Consider the following 23,496-nt stretch of genomic DNA (forward strand, 5'->3'; position numbering starts at 1 on the left):
TTTAAATACCTTTATTGCACTACCAAAAAATATACCTAAAATCAGTCGATATATATTAAACACTTCGTTATATTTCATTCGCTCTTAATGAAATTTCACCGCCAATATATGGAATAATATCACCATTATCATGTTGCAATAAAAGAGCACCTTGCTGATCAATCCCCTTTTCAATCCCAGTGATAATTTTATCTCCAATCAATAACTTAACCTTTCTTCCTAAGAAATTATCAAGCTCAAACCAGCTCTCTAAAAATGGGGCTAAACCTTCTTTTTCAAATAAGATTAATGCTTCTTTTAATGCATTAATAATACTTGCTGATAATTCGTTTCTTTCAATATTTTCAACTTCGTCTACCAATGATGCCCATTCTTGGTTGATGGATTTTTCTTTATCAATATTTTTTTTCTCCATACCAATATTAATGCCAATACCAATAATAATATGTGCCGCATCACCTGTTTTACCTGTTAATTCAACAAGTATTCCTGCTAATTTTTTATCATTAAGGTAAAGGTCATTAGGCCATTTAACCTTAACTTTGCCTTTGCTAATTTTGTTTAACGTTTTCGCAATGACGATACCCACAACTAAACTAAGACCTACCGCCGCCGCCGGCCCTTGGTCAAGTTTCCAATACATGGATAAATATAGATTACAGCCAAATGGAGAAACCCACTGTCGCCCTCTACGGCCTCTTCCAGCACTTTGATATTCCGCTAAACATGTATCACCAGACTGTAAGCCAGGAATTCTATCCAGCATATACTGATTTGTTGAATCAATGACAGGTTCGACGATCACATGACTCCCCTGAACCTGCTTTCTAATTACTTCACCATTCAACAAATTAACTGAATAAGGTAATTTATAGCCTTTTCCGGTAATTGTTTGTACCTGAATACCCCATGAACGTAGCGTTTTAATGTGCTTATTGATACCCGCTCTTGTCATACCAATTTTATCACCCAGTTGTTGTCCAGAGTGAATTTGGGCATCCGATAAAAGCTCAATCAATTGTAATGGTATGCTAGTTTCTTTCATAAAATACAATCCATTGGGTTAATTTCACCATTTTTGCCAATAAATCTCACTTCAGGCTCAAGCATAATACCAAAATGTGAATGTACCGTTTGGCTAATATGTCTAGCGAGATTAACGACATCATTCCCTGTCGCTTGATTTTTATTAATTATCACTAAAGCTTGCCGTGTATGAACTGCCGCTCCGCCCAATTCATAACCTTTCAGACCACACTGATCTATCAGCCATCCTGCGGCAACTTTGACTGAACCATCTTCCTGAAGATATTGTGGACATGTGGGGTAAAGCTGCTTTATTTGCTGTGCTTTATCTGCCGAGATAATTGGGTTTTTAAAAAAGCTACCCGCATTTCCTGTAATAGCAGGGTCGGGTAATTTCATTTTTCGTGTATTACATACAGAGTCAAAAACTTGCTGTGGTGTGACTGTTTCAGGATCTAACAGCGCCAAATCGCCATAAGTGAGTTTTGGAGTCCATTGTTTAGAAAGTTTAAACCCAACACCAATAATAATGTAATCATCCTGATATTCATGCTTAAAGATACTATCACGATAACCAAAACGACATTCTTCAGCTTGGATCCTCACCGTTTCACCTGTTATCAGATGCAACATATCCACATACTCACATATATCTTTTAGCTCAACGCCATAAGCGCCTATATTTTGTATTGGCGCAGATCCTACACAGCCAGGTATTAATGCTAAGTTTTCAGCCCCATTAATGCCGTTATTCATTAAATATTCAATAAATTGATGCCAGTTTTCACCTGCTGCTGAATATACCTGCCAATCATCAGCTGTTTCAGTTACATTGATCCCTTTAATGCGATTTAAAATAACTACGCCATCAAAATTATCGATAAATAAAACATTACTACCGCCACCAAGAATCAAAACAGGTAACTGCTGTTTTTTTGCTTCAAGCCATTGCTGATAAATAGCTTCCGCTGATTCAGCAATACAAATGGACTTTGCTGTTGCATCAATACCAAAACTATTAAATGGTTTTAATTCAAGGGATGGGTTCATTGCAGCCTTCGATAAACAATAAATAAAGATAAGACAAGTCTATCAGGCCGACCAACGAGAATCATTAAATAATGAAGCGACATTGATGATATTAAGAGTATTACTTTAAAACAGTAAAAATCGAAACAATATATCAAAGGCTGTGGGAGCTTTTGCAAACGCTAAATAGCAAAAAGCCACCGATTAAGGTGGCTTTTTTATGTTTAAAACCTAGCAGTTCCCTACTCTCACATGGGGAGACCCCACACTACCATCGGCGCTACGGCGTTTCACTACTGAGTTCGGCATGGGGTCAGGTGGGACCACCGCGCTATTGCCGCTAGGTAAATTCTTTTTAAATGCCGATAATTCATGGTGCTGATACCCAGATTCGAACTGGGGACCTCACCCTTACCAAGGGTGTGCTCTACCAACTGAGCCATATCAGCAATATGGTGCGGTCAGTCAGTACTGACACAACCTTTAAAATTGATGTCTGGCAGTTCCCTACTCTCACATGGGGAGACCCCACACTACCATCGGCGCTACGGCGTTTCACTGCTGAGTTCGGCATGGGGTCAGGTGGGACCACCGCGCTATTGCCGCCAGACAAATTCGGTTTTCGTTCCCGTTGGCTTACACCAACCAGAACAGCAATCTTGAACAAGCTAATTTCTCGCACTCTGCGTGCGCTTCACAACGTTCTCTCTAAAACACCTTCGGTGTTGTCAGGTTAAGCCTCACGGTTCATTAGTACTGGTTAGCTCAACGTATCGCTACGCTTACACACCCAGCCTATCAACGTCTTAGTCTTAAACGTTCCTTTAGGACCCTTAAAGAGTCAGGGAAGACTCATCTCAAGGCAAGTTTCCCGCTTAGATGCTTTCAGCGGTTATCTCTTCCGCACTTAGCTACCGGGCAGTGCCATTGGCATGACAACCCGAACACCAGTGGTGCGTCCACTCCGGTCCTCTCGTACTAGGAGCAGCCCCTTTCAATCTTCCAACGCCCACGGCAGATAGGGACCGAACTGTCTCACGACGTTCTAAACCCAGCTCGCGTACCACTTTAAATGGCGAACAGCCATACCCTTGGGACCTACTTCAGCCCCAGGATGTGATGAGCCGACATCGAGGTGCCAAACACCGCCGTCGATATGAACTCTTGGGCGGTATCAGCCTGTTATCCCCGGAGTACCTTTTATCCGTTGAGCGATGGCCCTTCCATTCAGAACCACCGGATCACTAAGACCTACTTTCGTACCTGCTCGAGCCGTCACTCTCGCAGTCAAGCTGGCTTATGCCTTTGCACTAACCGCATGATGTCCGACCATGCTTAGCCAACCTTCGTGCTCCTCCGTTACTCTTTGGGAGGAGACCGCCCCAGTCAAACTACCCACCAGACACTGTCCGCACCCCAGATGATGGGGCCACGTTAGAACATCAAACATTAAAGGGTGGTATTTCAAGGTTGGCTCCATGCAGACTGGCGTCCACACTTCAAAGCCTCCCACCTATCCTACACATCAAGGCTCAATGTTCAGTGTCAAGCTATAGTAAAGGTTCACGGGGTCTTTCCGTCTTGCCGCGGGTACACTGCATCTTCACAGCGAGTTCAATTTCACTGAGTCTCGGGTGGAGACAGCCTGGCCATCATTACGCCATTCGTGCAGGTCGGAACTTACCCGACAAGGAATTTCGCTACCTTAGGACCGTTATAGTTACGGCCGCCGTTTACTGGGGCTTCGATCAAGAGCTTCTCCTTACGGATAACCCCATCAATTAACCTTCCAGCACCGGGCAGGCGTCACACCGTATACGTCCACTTTCGTGTTTGCACAGTGCTGTGTTTTTAATAAACAGTTGCAGCCAGCTGGTATCTGCGACTGGCTTCAGCTCCATCCGCGAGGGACTTCACCTAGCGCCAGCGTGCCTTCTCCCGAAGTTACGGCACCATTTTGCCTAGTTCCTTCACCCGAGTTCTCTCAAGCGCCTGAGTATTCTCTACCTGACCACCTGTGTCGGTTTGGGGTACGATTAATGATAATCTAGAGCTTAGAGGCTTTTCCTGGAAGCGGGGCATGAGCTACTTCGCCACCGTAGTGACTCGTCATCAGACCTCAGCATGTAGTGAACCGGATTTGCCTAATTCACCTGCCTACATCCTTAAACCGGGACAACCGTCGCCCGGCCAGCCTAGCCTTCTCCGTCCCCCCATCGCAATTATCACCAGTACAGGAATATTAACCTGTTTCCCATCGACTACGCATTTCTGCCTCGCCTTAGGGGTCGACTCACCCTGCCCCGATTAACGTTGGACAGGAACCCTTGGTCTTCCGGCGTGCGGGTTTTTCACCCGCATTATCGTTACTTATGTCAGCATTCGCACTTCTGATACCTCCAGCATGCCTCGCAGCACACCTTCACAGGCTTACAGAACGCTCCCCTACCCAACAACATTTACATGTCGCTGCCGCAGCTTCGGTGCATGGTTTAGCCCCGTTACATCTTCCGCGCAGGCCGACTCGACCAGTGAGCTATTACGCTTTCTTTAAATGATGGCTGCTTCTAAGCCAACATCCTGGCTGTCTGAGCCTTCCCACTTCGTTTCCCACTTAACCATGACTTTGGGACCTTAGCTGGCGGTCTGGGTTGTTTCCCTCTTCACGACGAACGTTAGCACCCGCCGTGTGTCTCCCGTGATAACATTCTTCGGTATTCGTAGTTTGCATCGGGTTGGTAAGTCGGGATGACCCCCTAGCCGAAACAGTGCTCTACCCCCGAAGATGAGTTCACGAGGCGCTACCTAAATAGCTTTCGGGGAGAACCAGCTATCTCCCGGTTTGATTGGCCTTTCACCCCCAGCCACAAGTCATCCGCTAATTTTTCAACATTAGTCGGTTCGGTCCTCCAGTTAGTGTTACCCAACCTTCAACCTGCCCATGGCTAGATCACCGGGTTTCGGGTCTATACCCTGCAACTTAATCGCCCAGTTAAGACTCGGTTTCCCTACGGCTCCCCTATACGGTTAACCTTGCTACAGAATATAAGTCGCTGACCCATTATACAAAAGGTACGCAGTCACACCTAAAAGGTGCTCCCACTGCTTGTACGTACACGGTTTCAGGTTCTATTTCACTCCCCTCGCCGGGGTTCTTTTCGCCTTTCCCTCACGGTACTGGTTCACTATCGGTCAATCAGGAGTATTTAGCCTTGGAGGATGGTCCCCCCATATTCAGACAGGATAACACGTGTCCCGCCCTACTCGTCGAGTTCACAACACCAACACCTTCGGATACGGGGCTATCACCCTTTACTGCCGGACTTTCCAGACCGTTCTCCTGATGCTGATGCTGATTAAGACTCTGGGCTGCTCCCCGTTCGCTCGCCGCTACTAGGGGAATCTCGGTTGATTTCTTTTCCTCGAGGTACTGAGATGTTTCAGTTCCCTCGGTTCGCCTCGTTTGACTATGGATTCATCAAACGATAGTGCAACGAATTGCACTGGGTTTCCCCATTCGGACATCGTCGGCTATAGCGGTTCATATCACCTTACCGACGCTTTTCGCAGATTAGCACGTCCTTCATCGCCTCTGATTGCCTAGGCATCCACCGTGTACGCTTAGTCGCTTAACCTCACAACCCGAAATTGTTTCAACGATCACCTAACTGTCATGGCTGTGCGTGGTGAAATTCTTTGTTGCGCGGTGCTCGTCATGCTCACGTACCCATGTACGCTGCGCTGACTGCGCTCCTACGCCGCGAATTTCACACTGCTCGCTCATGCCACTCGTTTGAATGACCGAAAATTTCAGGTTTGAAATTTTGAGAGACTCTCACATTGTTTAAGCGATAAACAATGTGCGTTGTTTCAATTTTCAGCTTGTTCCAGATTGTTAAAGAGCATAATTGTTAAACTAACTCAGTGAATTAGTTTAATCATTATTTATGGCCAGCACTTTCGAGAAAGTGCGAGCTAAGACATTTCAAGGCGTAGGCGCACAGCGAGCGGAATGTACATTCAGTACATGAGCATCGCGAGCACCGCACAACGCTGAAAGGTCGACGCGCAGCCTTTCGATTGACCCACACTGAATGGCGTCCCCTAGGGGATTCGAACCCCTGTTACCGCCGTGAAAGGGCGGTGTCCTAGGCCTCTAGACGAAGGGGACAACAAGGTCTTCAGTCAATCTTAGATTGGCTTTGCTCTACTTTTCATCAGACAATCTGTGTGAACACTTCACAAGAACACTTCAATGGTAAGGAGGTGATCCAACCGCAGGTTCCCCTACGGTTACCTTGTTACGACTTCACCCCAGTCATGGATCACAAAGTGGTAAGCGCCCTCCCGAAGGTTAAGCTACCTACTTCTTTTGCAACCCACTCCCATGGTGTGACGGGCGGTGTGTACAAGGCCCGGGAACGTATTCACCGTAGCATTCTGATCTACGATTACTAGCGATTCCGACTTCATGGAGTCGAGTTGCAGACTCCAATCCGGACTACGACGTACTTTATGAGTTCCGCTTGCTCTCGCGAGGTCGCTTCTCTTTGTATACGCCATTGTAGCACGTGTGTAGCCCTACTCGTAAGGGCCATGATGACTTGACGTCATCCCCACCTTCCTCCGGTTTATCACCGGCAGTCTCCTTTGAGTTCCCGACCGAATCGCTGGCAACAAAGGATAAGGGTTGCGCTCGTTGCGGGACTTAACCCAACATTTCACAACACGAGCTGACGACAGCCATGCAGCACCTGTCTCAGAGTTCCCGAAGGCACCAAAGCATCTCTGCTAAGTTCTCTGGATGTCAAGAGTAGGTAAGGTTCTTCGCGTTGCATCGAATTAAACCACATGCTCCACCGCTTGTGCGGGCCCCCGTCAATTCATTTGAGTTTTAACCTTGCGGCCGTACTCCCCAGGCGGTCGATTTAACGCGTTAGCTCCGGAAGCCACGCCTCAAGGGCACAACCTCCAAATCGACATCGTTTACAGCGTGGACTACCAGGGTATCTAATCCTGTTTGCTCCCCACGCTTTCGCACCTGAGCGTCAGTCTTTGTCCAGGGGGCCGCCTTCGCCACCGGTATTCCTCCACATCTCTACGCATTTCACCGCTACACATGGAATTCTACCCCCCTCTACAAGACTCTAGCTGACCAGTCTTAGATGCCATTCCCAGGTTAAGCCCGGGGATTTCACATCTAACTTAATCAACCGCCTGCGTGCGCTTTACGCCCAGTAATTCCGATTAACGCTTGCACCCTCCGTATTACCGCGGCTGCTGGCACGGAGTTAGCCGGTGCTTCTTCTGTCGGTAACGTCAATCGTTGATGATATTAGCATCAACGCCTTCCTCCCGACTGAAAGTACTTTACAACCCTAGGGCCTTCTTCATACACGCGGCATGGCTGCATCAGGCTTGCGCCCATTGTGCAATATTCCCCACTGCTGCCTCCCGTAGGAGTCTGGGCCGTGTCTCAGTCCCAGTGTGGCTGATCATCCTCTCAGACCAGCTAGGGATCGTCGCCTAGGTGAGCCATTACCCCACCTACTAGCTAATCCCATATGGGTTCATCCGATAGCGCAAGGCCCGAAGGTCCCCTGCTTTGCTCCTTAGAGATTATGCGGTATTAGCCACCGTTTCCAGTAGTTATCCCCCTCTATCGGGCAGATCCCCATACATTACTCACCCGTCCGCCGCTCGTCAGCGGGAAGCAAGCTTCCCCTGTTACCGCTCGACTTGCATGTGTTAGGCCTGCCGCCAGCGTTCAATCTGAGCCATGATCAAACTCTTCAATTAAAAGTAGTCTGATGCTCAAAGAATTATACTGTTTATCAATTCGCTTCTGTTCGGCTAACATTGTCGGCTTCGCTCCGCTTTCCTCGCCGTACCTCAGTACTGTCTCGGAAATGCTCACTCGCCTTCGCGTTATCCTTCTACAATCGAATTGCACATTGTTAGTTCATATATGAATTAACGTGTTAGTCACTCTTCAAGACTTAAAATCAAATATTTTTTTTGATAGTGTCCTGTGAGTGCCCACACAGATTGTCTGATAAATTGTTAAAGAGCGTTGCGACTTTATCTTTCGATATTAACCGTTTAGGTCTTTGTCGCGAGGTGGCGTATATTACGCTTTCCTCATCGAGAGTCAAGCTTTTTTTTCGCTTATCTTTTCAGATTCTCTCGTCTGCCGTCGTTAGCCTTTTGGGCTTGCCATCACATTCTGTGTTGGCTCATCGTCGGTCAGTGGAGGCGCATTATAGGGAGTCAGAAAATTCTGGCAACCCCTTTTTTCAATTTTTTTTTCGTTTGCTCAGATTGCCATCAAATTTAACTTAGATAGCCAGTTTTTCCAACGAATTAAACCCTTCAGTGGCCAACACTGATTGCAATTCTATCGCGCTATGATTCATTAATAGACAATACGCAAAATCTGCATCATGACTCGCAATGATATCTTCTGCTTGATTGTTAATCAGCCATACCGTACGCCTAGCAATTGCAGCGCCTGAATCAATGAATCGAGTTCCATTTGGAAGCACTTGCTCAAGTTCTTCTATTAATAGAGGGAAATGAGTACAGCCTAGAACAACGGTATCTGGCGCTTCTGGCATTCTTAACCATGGTTTCACCGCATTGGCGACTTCTGTTAAAGGTATCTGTTCTCCATGTAGCTTTCTTTCTGCCAATTGCACAAGGTCCGCTGAACCAAGTGAAATGACTCTACAGTCTGTCGCAAATCGCGCAATCAACTCTTTCGTATACTCGCGATTGACGGTGCCCTTCGTCGCTAACAACCCAACTATGCCATTTCGGGTTAATTTAGTGGCGGGTTTAATCGCGGGTACGACACCAACCACAGGAAAATTAAAATGCGCTCTAAGATTAGGCAAGCTAATCGTACTTGCGGTGTTACATGCGATGATAGTAATAGTCAAAGGATGCTTTTTGGCAATTGCATTCACGATTTGATAAACCCTATCGACAATAAACTCTTCGCTCTTTTCGCCATAAGGAAAAGCTTCATTATCGAATGCATATATATAATGTGCGTTAGGCAGTAATTTTTTGACTTCACGATAAACAGATAACCCGCCCACCCCTGAATCAAACACAAGGATGGTCGGGCGAATAGATAGGTTGTGATTAGAAGTTGTAGCTTCCTGTAAGGAAATATTCTCTTCCAGCGGTGCGATAACCATACGCGGTCTCATAGTCTTTATCGAACATATTAGCTATTTTACCACGAATTGTGAGCTGTGAAGTGATTGGATATGCCGCTGTGAGATCCCAAAGGCTAACTCCCCCTTGTTTTAGACGTTTTGATGGTGATTGGGAAAAGTCATTATCATAACGCGAACCTATATAGTGATAAGTTAGCCCCATATCTACCTCAGCAATATTCCAATCTAATTGGTATTTCACTTGTTGCTTAGCTCGGCGCTCCAATACTTTGTTCGTTTTTTTATTTCTGGGATCGACATATTGGTATGTTAATTGATGATGTAAAAAGCCAGTGCTAAATTCACCAACCCACTCGATACCTTTAATTTCTGCTTTTCCAATATTTTCATATGTATTGATAAAATTGCCATATTTATATTCAATCAGGTTATCAATATCATTATGATAAGCATTAATTTGCCAGAATAGCGGTCCCTGTTGTTCCTTCAACACCAATTTCCCACTGCTTACTTTCTTCTGGTTTTAAGTTCGGATTACCTTTTGTTGTTCCCCAACTTGATGAAGAATATGCGTACAGTTGACTTAGATTAGGTGCTTTATATGCTGTTGCGTATGATCCAACCAGTTTATACCCATCATAAAATTCCCAGCTCAGCCCTGATTGCCATGATGTATGCCAATTAAATTCTGAATGATGATCCGTGCGAACGGCGGCTTCAGCTATAACAGAATCAACAAACGAGTATTGCCCCGTCAAATAGAGCCCCGTGTTATTCATGGTTTCTTTTTTAGTTATTAAAGCATAGCCATTAGGTTCTATGCTTTGACGCTGATAATCTATACCCGCACTAATATTACCTTTATCTAAACGATAATTGTTACCCCACTGAATATTATACTGCTTTGATTCATCTAGATTAGAAGAGCTAGCATACTGCCCTTGCCTTGGATCAAAATTGTAATCTTTAACGTAACTATAGCTTCCGGATAGTGAGGTTGAGTATTGGTTTTGATGATATTTAACGCCAGTTTCATATGTACGGCTATAAAGTTTACGGGTATCTACCCGCACACCTGAGTATTCAGAGGCATCATAACGAGTTCTATTATCATATCCATATGCTCTCGCATAAGCTGATATTTCAGATGATAACTGGTGCTCCACACCTAGCCATAGTGATTTATTAAGAAAACCATCTTTATCGTAGTCACGTGGACTAACGTCCTTAGGTGCTAGATCAAATCCTTTTGTATAGGTATAAGCTGCGGCAGCGGTTACTGTTGTATTTTCACCGATTTTCTGTTGAGTTGAGCCGTTATAATTCTGATAACCATAAGAACCAATACCCGCATTTAATGTGGTTCCTACATTATCTCGGCGAGTAATAATATTAACAACACCACCAATTGCATCCGAGCCATAAACAGCCGATCTTGCTCCACGAATATATTCGATTCGCTGAACTAAAGAGATAGGAATTTGGCTCATATCTGATGAGCCAGAAATACCCGCTTGGTTTAAACGAACACCATCAACTAATACCAATACATGGCGAGACTCTGAACCTCTAATAAAGAGGGAGCTCTGCTGTCCTATACCACCATATTGGGCAATATCCACACCCGGTAGCCGCCGTAATACATCAATCACAGTATTCGACTGCCAATGATCAATATCTTCACGCGTGACAACGGTTACTGGCGCTAATATCGATGAGATAGGCTGTTCAAAGCGGTTCGCTGATACCACCATTTCATCTGATTGATTATTTGCATTTGCCAAAGAAGAAATACCACACAACACTGCCATAGCAGCAGCCGATAACGGCAACAACTTATTCTTATTCATTTTGATAAACTCGGAATATCAATAAAATTAAAATTCCGCGAGGTTGAATATCAGATCCGCGCTAATAATCAACAAAGCGATAAAGCTATGGCAGGTCTTCGGACTTAGAAGTGATACCCATTAAGGGTACGATAATTATGGAGGCAACTTCCCATCAATTTAAAACAGTGTTGTATCTCCTCTTATACTTCATTACCGCTGCGCGTCAGTCTCGGAATCACACCGAGTTCCCTCTTCATGCATTGAGACCATAGCCGTATTATCCTAAAGGGAACGAGTATAGGTGTCTATGGATCTATTTTCATGATCCCTCATATGACACTCACGATTGGCATCTTATTCAGCCCAGAGACTTTATAAATAGAATCAAAACTGGACATCTGCACGACTTGCCCTACAATTTCGTCCCTGATGCAATTTTTACTGTTTTCTATGAATGGGGCCATATTAATGAACACCGAGCACTATGCATTGCAACTTGCAGAAAAAGTAGAACGACTAAAAATGATGATGGCCCCTTATACGACAATTGAGCCTGAAGTATTTGCGTCACCAGAATCCCATTATCGGATGCGTGCAGAATTTAGAGTGTGGCACGACGGTGATGATTTATTTCATATCATGTTTGATAAAGAAACCAAAGAACGTATTCGGGTTGATCAATTCCCCGTTGCAAGTGAGCTAATTAACCAGGCAATGCAAGCACTTTTGCCTTTAATAAAAGAAAGTACGCTTCTGCGTCAGAAATTATTTCAAATCGACTATCTTTCAACGCTGAGTAATAAGTTAATTATCTCTTTGCTCTATCATAAAAAACTGAATGACGAGTGGACCGAAGAAGCTAAACAATTAAAAGCAAAATTAGTGAGTAAAGGTTTTGACCTTCAACTCATCGGTCGTGCATCAAAAACTAAAATCATGCTCGATAATGATTATGTTGATGAAGTGCTACCCGTTAATGGTCGGAATATGATTTATCGGCAAGTTGAAAATAGCTTTACCCAGCCTAATGCTCACGTGAATATTAATATGTTGGAGTGGGCAATCGCTGCAACTAAAGGGGCTACAGGCGACCTACTTGAACTGTATTGTGGAAATGGCAATTTTTCATTGGCATTAGCACAAAACTTTGAGCGCGTCTTAGCAACTGAAATTGCTAAACCGTCGGTATCTGCTGCACAATATAATATCGCTGCAAACAACATCAATAATGTGCAGATTATCCGTATGTCAGCAGAAGACTTTACACAGGCTATGCGTGGCATACGTGAGTTTAAACGCCTTGAAGGTATTAATTTACGTGATTACCAATGTAATACTATTTTCGTTGACCCTCCACGCAGTGGCCTAGATGATAAAACCGTTCAATTAGTGCAAGAGTATGACCATATCCTCTATATTTCTTGCAACCCAGAAACCTTGTGTGACAATTTAGCGGTTTTAAATGAAACTCATGAAGTGAAAAAACTCGCGCTGTTTGATCAGTTTCCTTACACCCATCATATGGAAAGTGGTGTTTTGCTGACTCGCCGTTAGTTTTTTTGATTGTGAAACACAAACGCCGCAATGCTTAACATTACGGCGTTTTCTATCAAGCTCATTTTAATTGAAATTAAATTTCAGCTTCATTTTCGGCTGTCAATTCTTGCTGCTCTCTTTTACGTGCCTTCCAGCTTGTATACAACCACAATGCTAAAGCAACAATGATCGTTGCAGGAATAAAGTTAGAGCCAACTTCTGGGTGTTGTACGCGTAAAATTGCCGCATAAGCAAACAAACCTAAAAAGAAGTTACCCACGACAAATTTAGGCAATCCTATAGGCATCGCATGATGTAAATAACGCTGATGTAAGCAATAAACTGCTAATACTAAAGTAATAATTGGAAAAATGGAAAACTCTACTAAGGAGTTAAACAGAGCAGAGAAAGTTCCGTGAGTCGATAAGCCAATGACTAAGGCGAGTAGTAATGTGCTTTTCTCATAGCGATTGTGTTCCGTCATTGATTCTCCTTATGTTATTTAGTGAGATCGGGGTCAGTTTGATTCTGTTTTTCTTGTTCGCGTCGGTACCAGTAATATGCGCCTTTAGCAATCATTCGTAGTTGAAGTACAAGCCGTTCTTCCAGATGTTGCCTTTTCTCTTCATCAATATCGAGCGCCTCAGCACCCGCACTAAAAACGATGGTAACCATGGATTCTGCTTGTAGTTCAGTGAAATGGCGCGGCATATGGCTTTCTTGTTCTAGGTAATCCGCCAATTCAGCAATAAAATGTTGGATTTCCCGTGCCACCGCAGCGCGGAATTCAGCTGAAGTACCGGAGCGTTCACGCAATAATAACCTAAAGGCATTAGGGTTATTACCAATAAACTCCATAAAAGTTGAGATTGACGTCCGGATCACACTACCGCCTTTTGCGATACGCTGCCGAGCTTGCCGCATCAGTTGACGCAACATCAAACCACTTTCGTCAACCATGGTCAGACCCAGTTCGTCAACATCTTTGAAATGGCGATAAAATGAAGTGGGTGCAATGCCTGCCTCACGTGCGACTTCACGTAAGCTGAGACTGGTAAAACTACGTTCTGCACTTAATTGGCTAAATGCGGCTTCAATGAGCGAACGACGAGTTTTTTCTTTCTGTTTTGCTCTAACGCCAATATTATTGCTCACGGTGATCCTGATTTCTATGTCATTAAACAGCCATTAACTTTCAATATACCAAAATATTAAAATGACAGCGCGGCTATCGTTCTAGCATACCCTAAAATTATTAGACTGTTTGAGGGAAAAAGCGATTAAGTATACAGATTACTGCTTTTCAGAATTTGACCAAATCATTTTTCAATAACTTTTGGCTTTTCATGGCTTAATTGCTCAAAATTCATTACCCCATTTAAATAAGGCATAAAGAAATATTTTTCTGAATCAAAGCCAGCCACGCCTGTTAATTTAAGCTGTCGATTCCCCGTCAGCCAATAAAATAAGCGGTATAAATTAAGTTATAGATTGAAAGGTCATGACTAAAACGGGTAAATAATCAGCGGATATGCTAACATCATGTTGTCATTTTGTTTTTATAGCAGGTCTTACCTCATGCAACACATTCATTTTGATGCAATCGTCATTGGTTCCGGGCCAGGTGGAGAAGGCGCCGCCATGGGACTGGTGAAGCAAGGAAAAAACGTCGCCGTTATAGAACGTTATAATAGTGTCGGCGGTGGCTGTACCCACTGGGGAACCATTCCCTCCAAAGCACTCCGTCATGCCGTTAGTCGAATTATCGAATTCAACCAAAATCCTCTCTACAGTGATAATTCTCGCTCTTTACGCTCCTCTTTCTCTGAAATCCTTAAGCATGCTGAAAGTGTCATTAGCCAACAAACACGTATGCGCCAAGGTTTTTATGAGCGTAATGGCTGCACAATGTTTTCTGGCGAAGCAACCTTTATTGATGAGCGCCATGTTAGTGTGCGCTATGCGGATGGAAGCTGCGATGTTCTCAGCGCAGATAATATTGTGATAGCGACAGGCTCTCGCCCTTATTGTCCATCCGATGTTGATTTTAATCACTCCCGTATTTACAACAGTGATACCATCCTAAATCTCACCCATGAACCGCGTCATGTGATTATTTATGGTGCTGGCGTGATTGGTTGTGAATATGCATCTATCTTCCGCGGATTAGGTGTTAAAGTTGATTTAATTAATACTCGCGATCATTTACTGGCATTCTTAGACCAAGAAATGTCAGATGCCCTTTCTTATCACTTCTGGAATAGCGGTATCGTTATTCGTCATAACGAAGAATATGAAAAAATTGAAGGCGTCGATGATGGGGTTATTGTTCATCTTAAGTCAGGCAAAAAAGTCAAAGCTGACTGTTTACTTTACGCTAACGGGCGGACAGGTAATACAGACAAGCTTGGCTTAGCTAATGTTGGTATTGAAGCTGATGGCCGAGGACTCGTTAAAGTCGATAGCGCATATCGTACATCTAATGAACGTATTTATGCTGTTGGCGATGTTATTGGTTACCCAAGCTTGGCATCCGCTGCTTATGACCAAGGTCGTATTGCCGCTCGAGCTATTGCTGAAGATTTAGGAAATGCCCATCTAGTTGAAGATATTCCTACTGGTATTTATACCATCCCTGAAATTAGTTCTGTTGGTAAAACAGAACAGCAATTAACAGCGATGAAAATTCCATACGAAGTCGGACGCGCTCAATTTAAGCATTTGGCTCGCGCGCAAATTGCGGGTATGAATGTTGGCAGCTTGAAAATTCTATTTCATCGTGAAACATTGCAGATCTTGGGTATCCACTGTTTTGGTGAAAGAGCCGCTGAAATTATTCATATCGGTCAAGCTATCATGGAGCAAAAAGGGGAAGGAAATACGATCGAGTATTTTGTGAATACTACATTCAACTACCCTACGATGGCAGAAGCATTTCGTGTCGCAGCATTAAATGGGTTAAACCGTTTATTTTAAGCAGTGACGTTAGTGATTGCCGAAAATCACACGGCAATCACTACTCGCAAGTAAAATAGATTCTATGTCACTTTAACGCGCCTTTTGGCTGTAATAACTACTCATTAAATTATAAATAGCTTCAGCAAGTTGCTCATAGCGTCCACGTAATGGTGATCCTGGACGATAAACTAATACCACAGTACGCTTCGGTTCTGGATGAATACAATTTAAGTAGCACACCCCATCACGACATGTTTCACTCGGTACTGCCAAATCAGGTAATAATGTAATTCCACTTCCCGCCGCGACCATATTCCGCAAAGTTTCTAAACTGGTAGCACGAAAATGTGTATCTTCTTTTGCGCCAGCTTGGAAACAAAAGCCCATGGCTTGATCACGTAAGCAATGGCCGTCTTCAAGCATCAATAGCTTTTCACCTGCTAATTCACTCATATCAATAGTGTCGCGATCACGCCATGAATGACCTTCATAAATAGCTAACTTCATCGGTTCTTCAAATAAAGGAACCACAATAAACGGATCTGTTTCTTTTACTTGAGCCAAAATTGCACAATCTAATTTCCCACTATCGAGCTGCGCGAGTAATTGTTGCGTTTGCGCTTCGTGTAAATAGATCTCAAGTTTAGGAAACAGTTTATGCAATTCGGGAATAATCAGAGGTAGAAGATAAGGAGCAATTGTCGGAATTAACCCTATATGTAAAGGTCCCGACATACTTTCACCTTGTAGAGCCGCCATTTCTTGTAATACTTTAATTTCGCGTAAAATCGTTCTCGCTTGTTCAACAAGCAGCAACCCCTGTTGAGTAAATAACACTTTACGACTGGTTCGTTCCAGTAACATAACACCGAGTTCTTCTTCTAACTTACGTATTTGGCCACTCAGTGTTGGTTGACTCACGTGACAAGAGTCCGCGGCTCGACGAAAGTGTTTGTGTTCAGCTAATGCTACTAGATATTCCAGATCGCGAATGTTCATTTTGCAGCCCTTCTTAATATAGATTGCCAATCAGTATAGCAGAAATCTAATGCTTTTAACTATCAATTACCATTGAGATGCTCAGTATTTCTTCATCTTTACTGCTTTAGGTATCCTGTGTACTCAGTATAAACATGTCTAAATGAAACCAAATATGACTAAATATTACATTGAATCTCTCATAAAATAACCCAATAGAACATTTCAAATATCATTAATTTTCATCGTTTTAATGAAATTAAATGCCATTATTAATGAAATAAATAGTAATATTAGTTCACGTTTATTAACATATTATTTATAAATATATTTTTTAGCTCTGTGCCCCCCTTCTAAAGAAAACTCAAAACCCACCATAAAAAATTAATCACTTAACTAAGAAATATAAATAATATTTATACCCAAAAAATTATCGATATCGTGATTAATTTTGAAGTTTTTCACTAATAATTAGCAACATATTATTAGTGAAAAAATAAATTGCATTCCAAAATGGAGGCTATATTTAGGTAAATAAGAAGGAACAACAAAAAGGAAATAGACGTTAATGGAATAGCGATTTTCTGGAATGCTTAAAACCTATTACAGGTACAGCCAAAGGAGAAACGCTATGAAAAGCTTAAATCCTATCGTAAACCGTATTAATCCATTCACATTCTTGTACTCGATTAGCAAAACGCTTAGCGACTTGTTAAACACTGTACTTATCGTTGGAACCATCGCGTTTCATTGGTGGCAAGTCCTGTCAGCATTCATAACAACGATCTTGATAACCAAAAAGAATCACTCATATAGATATGAAGAGAATTATGGCTTTCACGATGAGAAGCACAATAGCCACCAAAAAATTAAGAATGGCATTACCTAACTATCATTAGAGAGTTAATAAGCAAAGCACACCGATAGGTATAAACAACTAATGTACTCTTATTGGCCCTGTAATACGCCGATTGAGTGTTAAAGATATAAATTTATTATTACATAAAATCAGCCATCAATATTAACAACAGATAATTAAGTAAAATAAAAACATTTTAAAGACTTACAAATATATTAAGGTAAAACACAATAAGGATTAAAAAAGATAATTAATAATTCACTTACCCAGTGAAACATTTAGATACATTATGTCGATTTTGTTTATTGATTTATTAATTTTAATTAAAAAATCAATAAAAATTCCCATGATTTACTTTATATTTTACATCAAATTAGATAATGACTTTTTTCACACTGCGAAAGATAAAACCAACAAAATAAAGACAGACAGTGGCATATAACACCAAATACCAACAATTGATGATATTTTACAGAGTTTAATTCTGACACATTATACATAAGGCAATGCTGTGCATAAATAAAGCCAACTCATTTTAAATATATTTACTCACATTTGCTTTTTAAAATTAACACCTAAATCGAGTTGATATCTATATAATTCGCTCATCAAAAATTGGTGGTAATTAATATACGCAAACCACACTTAAATATATCTAGAGGATGAAAGCCATGATGAAAAAAGTCGTCATATCATCAATGTCACTTGTATTACTCGCTACAGTACTATTAACAGAGAATGCACAAGCAAAGACAAACAATACCACCATTACATTTAAAGCAGTTATTGTACAACCGCCTTGCAGCTATGATTTTAATAACAACAACGTTCAATTGAATTGTTTTAATAGCAAAGAAAATAAAACTAAAAAATCAAATATTCATTACTCACGACAAAGCAAAACATCTGAATGGAAGCAAACAACTGATAATCGCGGCATATATCAATTCAAATGGACGAATAAAGAAAGAAATCTTGCCATGATTTCAGTGCAGTACCTTTAACAAAAAATAAATAAAAACAAACAGTTAATTATAAACTACAGATCAGCAAGGAAAAAAATCATGAAAACATTATCTTCAACTTTAAACAAAAATCTTTTCGCTCTATTAACAGTACTCTTAATGACTCCTGTATTTAGCGTTGCAGATACGGAAGTAAAACAAAGAACGCACAGTGGGGTTATTCATTTTACTGGCTCTATTGTCCATCCACCTTGTATGAACAGTGTAAGCAACCAACAACAATTAATATTTAATTGCTTAAATGACAAGGCGGATATGGTAGAAGAAAAATTGGATATCAAAAAAATAGCGCAGTCTAAAGACTGGGGAACCATGAATAATGGTAGAGGCGTTTATACCTATCATTGGGTTGATAAGCAAAGTCAATTAGGCCTTTTAACAATTAAGTATATTTAAGTAGCAACGATTGACCTCGGGGTAGAATAACTACCCCGCTTTTTTTATGTTTCTACTCAACACCCAACCATCTCTTACAGCCCTAAACGTAATTTAGCTTCGATGATTGCCTGACTCACTTGGCTCTTTGCAACCCCACCTTTGGCTAAACGCTTATCTAAGCATGATTGTAACGATAAGATTTGATATACATCGAGTTGGATAGTATCACTGAATTTTTGTAAATCACTTAATGTCATTTCTTCCAATGCTTTTCCTTGGCTAATTGCCGCCACAACGGCTTCGCCCACAATATGATGTGCTTCACGGAATGGAACGCCTTTAGCAACAAGGTAGTCTGCGAGTTCTGTCGCATTGGCATAGCCTTGTTTTGCTGCGTCTTCACAACGATGACGACGGATTTGAATACCATCTAACACCAATGCAGCCATATGCATACAGTCTAGCCACGTATCAAGAGCATCAAACAGGCCCTCTTTATCTTCTTGCATATCTTTATTATAAGCTAATGGCAATCCTTTAAGCGTCATCATCATCCCAGTTAATGCCCCTTGCACACGACCACACTTACCACGAATTAACTCAAGTGCGTCTGGGTTTTTCTTTTGAGGCATTAATGATGAACCGGAGGTGACTTTGTCAGAAAGTTCAACAAAACCAGCTTCACCGCTATTGAAGAAAATTAAATCTTCCGCAAAACGGGATAAGTGAACCATACCAATGCTTGCATCAGATAACAGTTCTAAAACATGATCCCTATCTGACACCGTATCAAGACTATTACGTGTTGCAGATGCAAACCCCAGCCAAGAAGCCAGTTGTTCACGGTCAATATCGTAAGCCGTACCTGCCAATGCACCACAGCCTAATGGGCTAACATCTAAACGTTTTAATGTATCTTTGAGGCGGCTTTCATCCCGAGCCAGCATTTCACTGTATGCTAAACACCAGTGTGCGAAAGTAACGGGTTGAGCACGTTGTAAGTGGGTGTAACCAGGCATCACTGCATTTTGATTATTTTCAGCGGTGATAACTAAGGCTTTTTGTAGCTCAATCACCGCTTCTAATAGTTGTGCTATTTGGTCTTTACACCATAATTTCAAATCCGTCGCGACTTGGTCGTTACGGCTACGACCCGTATGCAGTTTTTTACCTAAATCACCTACTTTATCAATCAGTTTTCCTTCAACCCAGCTATGAATATCTTCTGCATCACTTTGCAAAATGCTTTCGGGGTTATCTTGTACTTCTTTCAATAGCGCCTTCAATGCCTGTTCAAGGGATTGTTGTTCTGCTTCTGATAACACCCCGACTGTGACTAACGCTTTTGACCAGGCAACCGAACCAATAATGTCTTGTTGCGCCAAGCGGTAATCAAAACGCAATGAATCATTAAATTGTTTAAACCGTTGATCGGCTTCTTGACTAAAACGTCCACCCCAAAGTGCCATAACTGTTCCCTATCTGATTGATAAAATAAATGTTATCCCCGACAGCCAATGGCTGTCGGCGGAGTATTTCAATAAAACTATTTCGCTTTGTTCTGCTCTTTGAGTGCACGAATACGTGAAGAAAGAGAATATAAACGGATAAAGCCACCAGCATGGCTGTGATCATAGACTTCATCTTCACCAAAAGTTGCAAACTCTTCTGAATACAGGCTGTTATCAGCTTTTTTCTGAATAGCTGTCACTTGCCCTTTATACAGTTTCAAAACAACTTCACCGGTGACATCCTGCGCTAAAGATTCTGCTGCCGCTTGCAGTGATTGACGTAAAGGAGCGAACCAGCGTCCATCATAGACCACATAAGACATTTCTAGGCCTAGCTGCTCACGCCATTTGAAGCTATCGCGATCCAAAACAAGTTGCTCAATACCACGTAGAGCTGCCATCATAATGGTGCCTCCGGGTGTTTCATAACAACCACGAGACTTCATGCCTACTAAACGGTTTTCAACGATATCAATACGACCCACACCGTGTTTCGCACCTAAGACGTTTAATGCTTCAAGGCAACCGAGTGGAGATAAAGCTTGACCATTAACAGAAACCACTTCCCCTTGTTTAACGCCAACAGTGACGAGTTCCGCTTCATCTGGGGCATCTTTTGGATCCACAGTCCACACCCAGCAGTCTTGGTTGGCTGCATTCCAAGTACTTTCTAATACGCCACCCTCAGTCGAAATATGCCATGCGTTTTCATCGCGGCTATAAATTTTCTCTAAACTTGCCGTTGTTGGAATATTACGTTCTTTCAGGTAGTCCAGTAGCGCTTCACGGGAACGTAAATTCCACTCACGCCACGGCGCAACAACTTTTAACTGAGGTGCCAGCGCGGTGTAGGTGCTTTCAAAACGCACTTGGTCATTTCCTTTACCGGTTGCGCCATGCGCAACGGCATCGGCCCCAACTTTTAATGCGATTTCAACTTGTGCTTTAGCAATAATAGGACGTGCCATCGACGTGCCTAATAGGTAGCTCCCTTCATATAACGCACCCGTTTTTAATACTGGGTAGATATATTCTTTGATAAATTCTTCGCGCAGATCCACCACATAACATTCAGATGCACCTGATTGCAGTGCTTTTTGCTCCACACCCACCAGATCTTCTCTGTCTTGACCTACATCTGCCACAAAGGCAACCACTTCGCAGTCATCATAGTTTTCTTTCAACCATGGAATAATGGCTGATGTATCTAAACCGCCTGAATATGCCAATACGATTTTTTTGATGCCCTTTTTCATAACTTACCTATCCCGATTTCGCTTAATTAAAGAGTTCATGTGTTATTGGTTGGCAAAGCCCCCCGAACGCACCCATTTTATGATGCTAAAATCCGCGTACCGATGGCTGTGCCATTAAATAGTGCGGGGAGTTGCTCTGCATGACGCCAACTTGCAATGTCTACTGGGCGTTGCAACGTTTTTGCTGCGTCTAATGCCGCGTTCACTTTGACGATCATGCCATCTGTGATAATGCCTTGTTCAATGAGCTTCTGCGCTTTTGCTGTGGTCATTTCATCAATTTTTTGCCCTTTCCCATCGAGGATGCCGCTAACATCTGATAATAGGACTAAGTCGGCATTCAAAGCTTGTGCGATAGCCGTTGCTGCTTGGTCAGCATTCACATTCATCAATAAACCCTGTTCAGTCACACCGATCGAGCTTATGATAGGTAAATAACCTGCCCCCAATAGTAACTGTAACAATTTAGGATCACCGGGTTTCGCATCCCCAACATGACCAAGCTCATCATTTAACTGGCTGACTGTTGCACTTTGTCCATCACCTAATGATAGTCCAACCGCTTGTAACTGGTATTTAGTCGCCCACGCCAATAGTGTTTTGTTGGCAGTGCCTGCTAATGCACCAGTGATAATATCAATCTGATCAGCAGGTGTGACACGGAGTCCTTGTTTCTTCACCACCGGTAATTGGAGCTTTTGCATAAGTTCATCAACCAGACAACCACCACCATGTACAATCACTAAAGGTCGTTGATGAGACTGACGATAGGTTTGTAATGCAGTAAATAATCTTTCAAGCGCTTCTTCGCTATCCAGTAATACACCACCCAATTTGATCACTAATGGTTGCATGGGTTAATCCTTAATAAGTTCGTTGACCGTGATATCACTAAAGTAATGATTGCGTTTCATTAAAACCGAAACGAATATTCATGCACTGTACCGCTTGTGCCGCTGCACCTTTTAATAAGTTGTCTTCCGTTCCGACTAAGATTAGGTGCTCGCCTTTTAATACAAAGCCAATATCGCAAAATGGTGTGCCAACGACAGCTTTCAGTGCTGGAACACCTTTTTCATACAAACGCACTAGCGGTTTGTTGTGATAGGCATCTTTGAAGACTTGTTGAATCTGTTCGGTCGTCACACCAGCGTTTACCTTACAAGTAATCGTAGCCAAAATACCGCGAGAAAAATTCCCCAAGTGCGGTGTAAAAATGACCTCACGTCCCAAATGCGTTGCGATTTCAGGTTGATGACGATGCGTGAAAATACCGTATGGCTGTAAACTCACTTCACAAAAACTATTTGTCATAGAAGCTTTACGACCCGCGCCCGAGACCCCACTCGTCGCGTTAATCACTGGCCACATTTGGTCATCAAGTAGTTTCGCTTCAATCAACGGTTTCAACGCTAATTGAGAAACCGTTGGATAGCATCCCGGCACAGCGATGAGTTGTGCTTGACGAATTTTGTCGGCTTGCCACTCAGCAAGGCCGTAAACCGCTTGATTTAACCATTGACTGTTTGTATGTTCGAATCCGTAATATTTTGGGTAGAAAGCGGCATCTTGAACACGATAAGCACCCGATAAATCAAAAACGACACAGCCTGCCTCTAAAAACTGAGGGGCGATGTCATGGCTAACTTCATGAGCAGTGGCAAGAAAAACGACATCAATACCTTGTGCCGCAGCCGCAACATCCGTTAATGGTAAGACAGGAATATCGATAATACCCTTATACTGGGGATGTAGATCAGAAAAGCATTTACCTGCATCAGCACTTTGAGCTGACACCATCAATCCCTGAAGATTTATTTCAGGATGACGTTGCAGATAAGCCGCTAATTCTGCTCCAGTATAACCACTGGCTCCGATAATGAGTGTGTTCAACATATGCTTTCTACCTTGTGCTCGTGAC

At 42.5% G+C, this 23,496-nt stretch carries 14 protein-coding genes, 2 tRNA genes, 4 rRNA genes, 1 pseudogene and 1 riboswitch; of the genes and pseudogenes, 4 read left to right on the plus strand and 17 right to left on the minus strand.

What is annotated here, in order from left to right; translation table 11 throughout:
• Positions 1-67: 67 nt before the first annotated feature.
• The 10 genes and pseudogenes from birA to btuB form a co-directional block, all read right to left on the minus strand.
• Complete coding sequence (gene birA, locus ACWPW6_RS17785; protein WP_249999486.1) at positions 68-1,045, minus strand: bifunctional biotin--[acetyl-CoA-carboxylase] ligase/biotin operon repressor BirA; 978 nt, start codon at positions 1,043-1,045, stop codon at positions 68-70.
• Positions 1,042-2,076 (minus strand): UDP-N-acetylmuramate dehydrogenase, encoded by a 1,035-nt coding sequence (gene murB, locus ACWPW6_RS17790; protein WP_154624963.1) that lies wholly within the window; start codon positions 2,074-2,076, stop codon positions 1,042-1,044. The genes birA and murB overlap by 4 nt, the downstream gene beginning before the upstream one ends.
• A 208-nt stretch (positions 2,077-2,284) precedes the next feature.
• Positions 2,285-2,400: ribosomal RNA gene (gene rrf, locus ACWPW6_RS17795) — 5S ribosomal RNA — on the minus strand.
• A gap of 28 nt (positions 2,401-2,428) precedes the next feature.
• Positions 2,429-2,504: transfer RNA gene (locus ACWPW6_RS17800), tRNA-Thr, on the minus strand.
• Positions 2,505-2,549: 45 nt separating this feature from the next.
• A 5S ribosomal RNA gene (rrf, locus tag ACWPW6_RS17805) occupies positions 2,550-2,665 on the minus strand.
• Between the two features lie 119 nt (positions 2,666-2,784).
• Positions 2,785-5,690: ribosomal RNA gene (locus ACWPW6_RS17810) — 23S ribosomal RNA — on the minus strand.
• A gap of 460 nt (positions 5,691-6,150) precedes the next feature.
• Positions 6,151-6,226, minus strand: a tRNA-Glu gene (locus ACWPW6_RS17815).
• A gap of 88 nt (positions 6,227-6,314) precedes the next feature.
• Positions 6,315-7,854, minus strand: a 16S ribosomal RNA gene (locus ACWPW6_RS17820).
• The 16S, 23S and 5S rRNA genes sit together here with 2 tRNA genes alongside, the layout of an rRNA operon.
• 539 nt (positions 7,855-8,393) lie before the next feature.
• Positions 8,394-9,260, minus strand: coding sequence for a glutamate racemase (murI, locus tag ACWPW6_RS17825; RefSeq protein WP_163863321.1), 867 nt, complete (start codon positions 9,258-9,260; stop codon positions 8,394-8,396).
• Positions 9,205-11,092: pseudogene (gene btuB, locus ACWPW6_RS17830) on the minus strand (TonB-dependent vitamin B12 receptor BtuB). Before btuB ends, murI begins: the two are co-directional and overlap by 56 nt.
• A 72-nt stretch (positions 11,093-11,164) precedes the next feature.
• A riboswitch (cobalamin riboswitch) is annotated at positions 11,165-11,360 on the minus strand.
• 182 nt (positions 11,361-11,542) lie between these two features.
• Between btuB and trmA the strand changes: the two are divergent.
• Entirely contained in the window at positions 11,543-12,628 is a 1,086-nt protein-coding gene (gene trmA / locus ACWPW6_RS17835; RefSeq protein WP_249999488.1) for a tRNA (uridine(54)-C5)-methyltransferase TrmA, read from the plus strand.
• 76 nt (positions 12,629-12,704) lie between these two features.
• On the opposite strand, the gene ACWPW6_RS17840 is transcribed toward trmA, so the two are convergent.
• The gene (locus tag ACWPW6_RS17840; protein WP_154624413.1) at positions 12,705-13,094 is read right to left on the minus strand and encodes a YijD family membrane protein; all 390 of its coding nucleotides are present in this window, start codon (positions 13,092-13,094) and stop codon (positions 12,705-12,707) included.
• A gap of 14 nt (positions 13,095-13,108) precedes the next feature.
• Complete coding sequence (gene fabR, locus ACWPW6_RS17845) at positions 13,109-13,765, minus strand: HTH-type transcriptional repressor FabR (protein ID WP_163863326.1); 657 nt, start codon at positions 13,763-13,765, stop codon at positions 13,109-13,111.
• A 423-nt stretch (positions 13,766-14,188) separates the two neighbouring features.
• Here fabR and sthA point away from each other — a divergent pair, with 423 nt between their 5' ends.
• On the plus strand, positions 14,189-15,586 hold the full coding sequence (sthA, locus tag ACWPW6_RS17850) for a Si-specific NAD(P)(+) transhydrogenase (protein WP_154624411.1): 1,398 nt from the start codon (positions 14,189-14,191) through the stop codon (positions 15,584-15,586).
• Positions 15,587-15,658: 72 nt separating this feature from the next.
• Here the strand turns inward: sthA and oxyR are convergent, their stop codons facing one another.
• Positions 15,659-16,567: a DNA-binding transcriptional regulator OxyR gene (oxyR, locus tag ACWPW6_RS17855; RefSeq protein WP_154624410.1), complete on the minus strand. Its 909-nt coding sequence runs from the start codon at positions 16,565-16,567 to the stop codon at positions 15,659-15,661.
• A 1,509-nt stretch (positions 16,568-18,076) separates the two neighbouring features.
• On the opposite strand from oxyR, the gene ACWPW6_RS17860 reads away from it, so the two are divergent.
• Positions 18,077-18,409 (plus strand): pilus assembly protein, encoded by a 333-nt coding sequence (locus ACWPW6_RS17860; protein ID WP_249999490.1) that lies wholly within the window; start codon positions 18,077-18,079, stop codon positions 18,407-18,409.
• A 60-nt stretch (positions 18,410-18,469) separates the two neighbouring features.
• Positions 18,470-18,826 carry a hypothetical protein gene (locus ACWPW6_RS17865; protein ID WP_154622550.1) on the plus strand — a complete coding sequence of 119 codons (357 nt, stop codon included), beginning with the start codon at positions 18,470-18,472 and terminating at the stop codon, positions 18,824-18,826.
• A gap of 74 nt (positions 18,827-18,900) precedes the next feature.
• Here the strand turns inward: ACWPW6_RS17865 and argH are convergent, their stop codons facing one another.
• The 4 genes from argH to argC all read right to left on the minus strand — a co-directional run bounded on the left by argH (position 18,901) and on the right by argC (position 23,471).
• Entirely contained in the window at positions 18,901-20,277 is a 1,377-nt protein-coding gene (gene argH, locus ACWPW6_RS17870) for an argininosuccinate lyase (protein WP_154622551.1), read from the minus strand.
• 77 nt (positions 20,278-20,354) lie between these two features.
• Positions 20,355-21,575, minus strand: coding sequence for an argininosuccinate synthase (locus tag ACWPW6_RS17875; RefSeq protein ID WP_154622552.1), 1,221 nt, complete (start codon positions 21,573-21,575; stop codon positions 20,355-20,357).
• A 77-nt stretch (positions 21,576-21,652) separates the two neighbouring features.
• Complete coding sequence (gene argB / locus ACWPW6_RS17880) at positions 21,653-22,429, minus strand: acetylglutamate kinase (protein ID WP_154622553.1); 777 nt, start codon at positions 22,427-22,429, stop codon at positions 21,653-21,655.
• 37 nt (positions 22,430-22,466) lie between these two features.
• Complete coding sequence (argC, locus tag ACWPW6_RS17885; protein ID WP_163863328.1) at positions 22,467-23,471, minus strand: N-acetyl-gamma-glutamyl-phosphate reductase; 1,005 nt, start codon at positions 23,469-23,471, stop codon at positions 22,467-22,469.
• Between the last annotated feature and the right edge of the window lie 25 nt (positions 23,472-23,496).

It is taken from the genome of Providencia sp. Marseille-Q8014 (assembly GCF_965112055.1).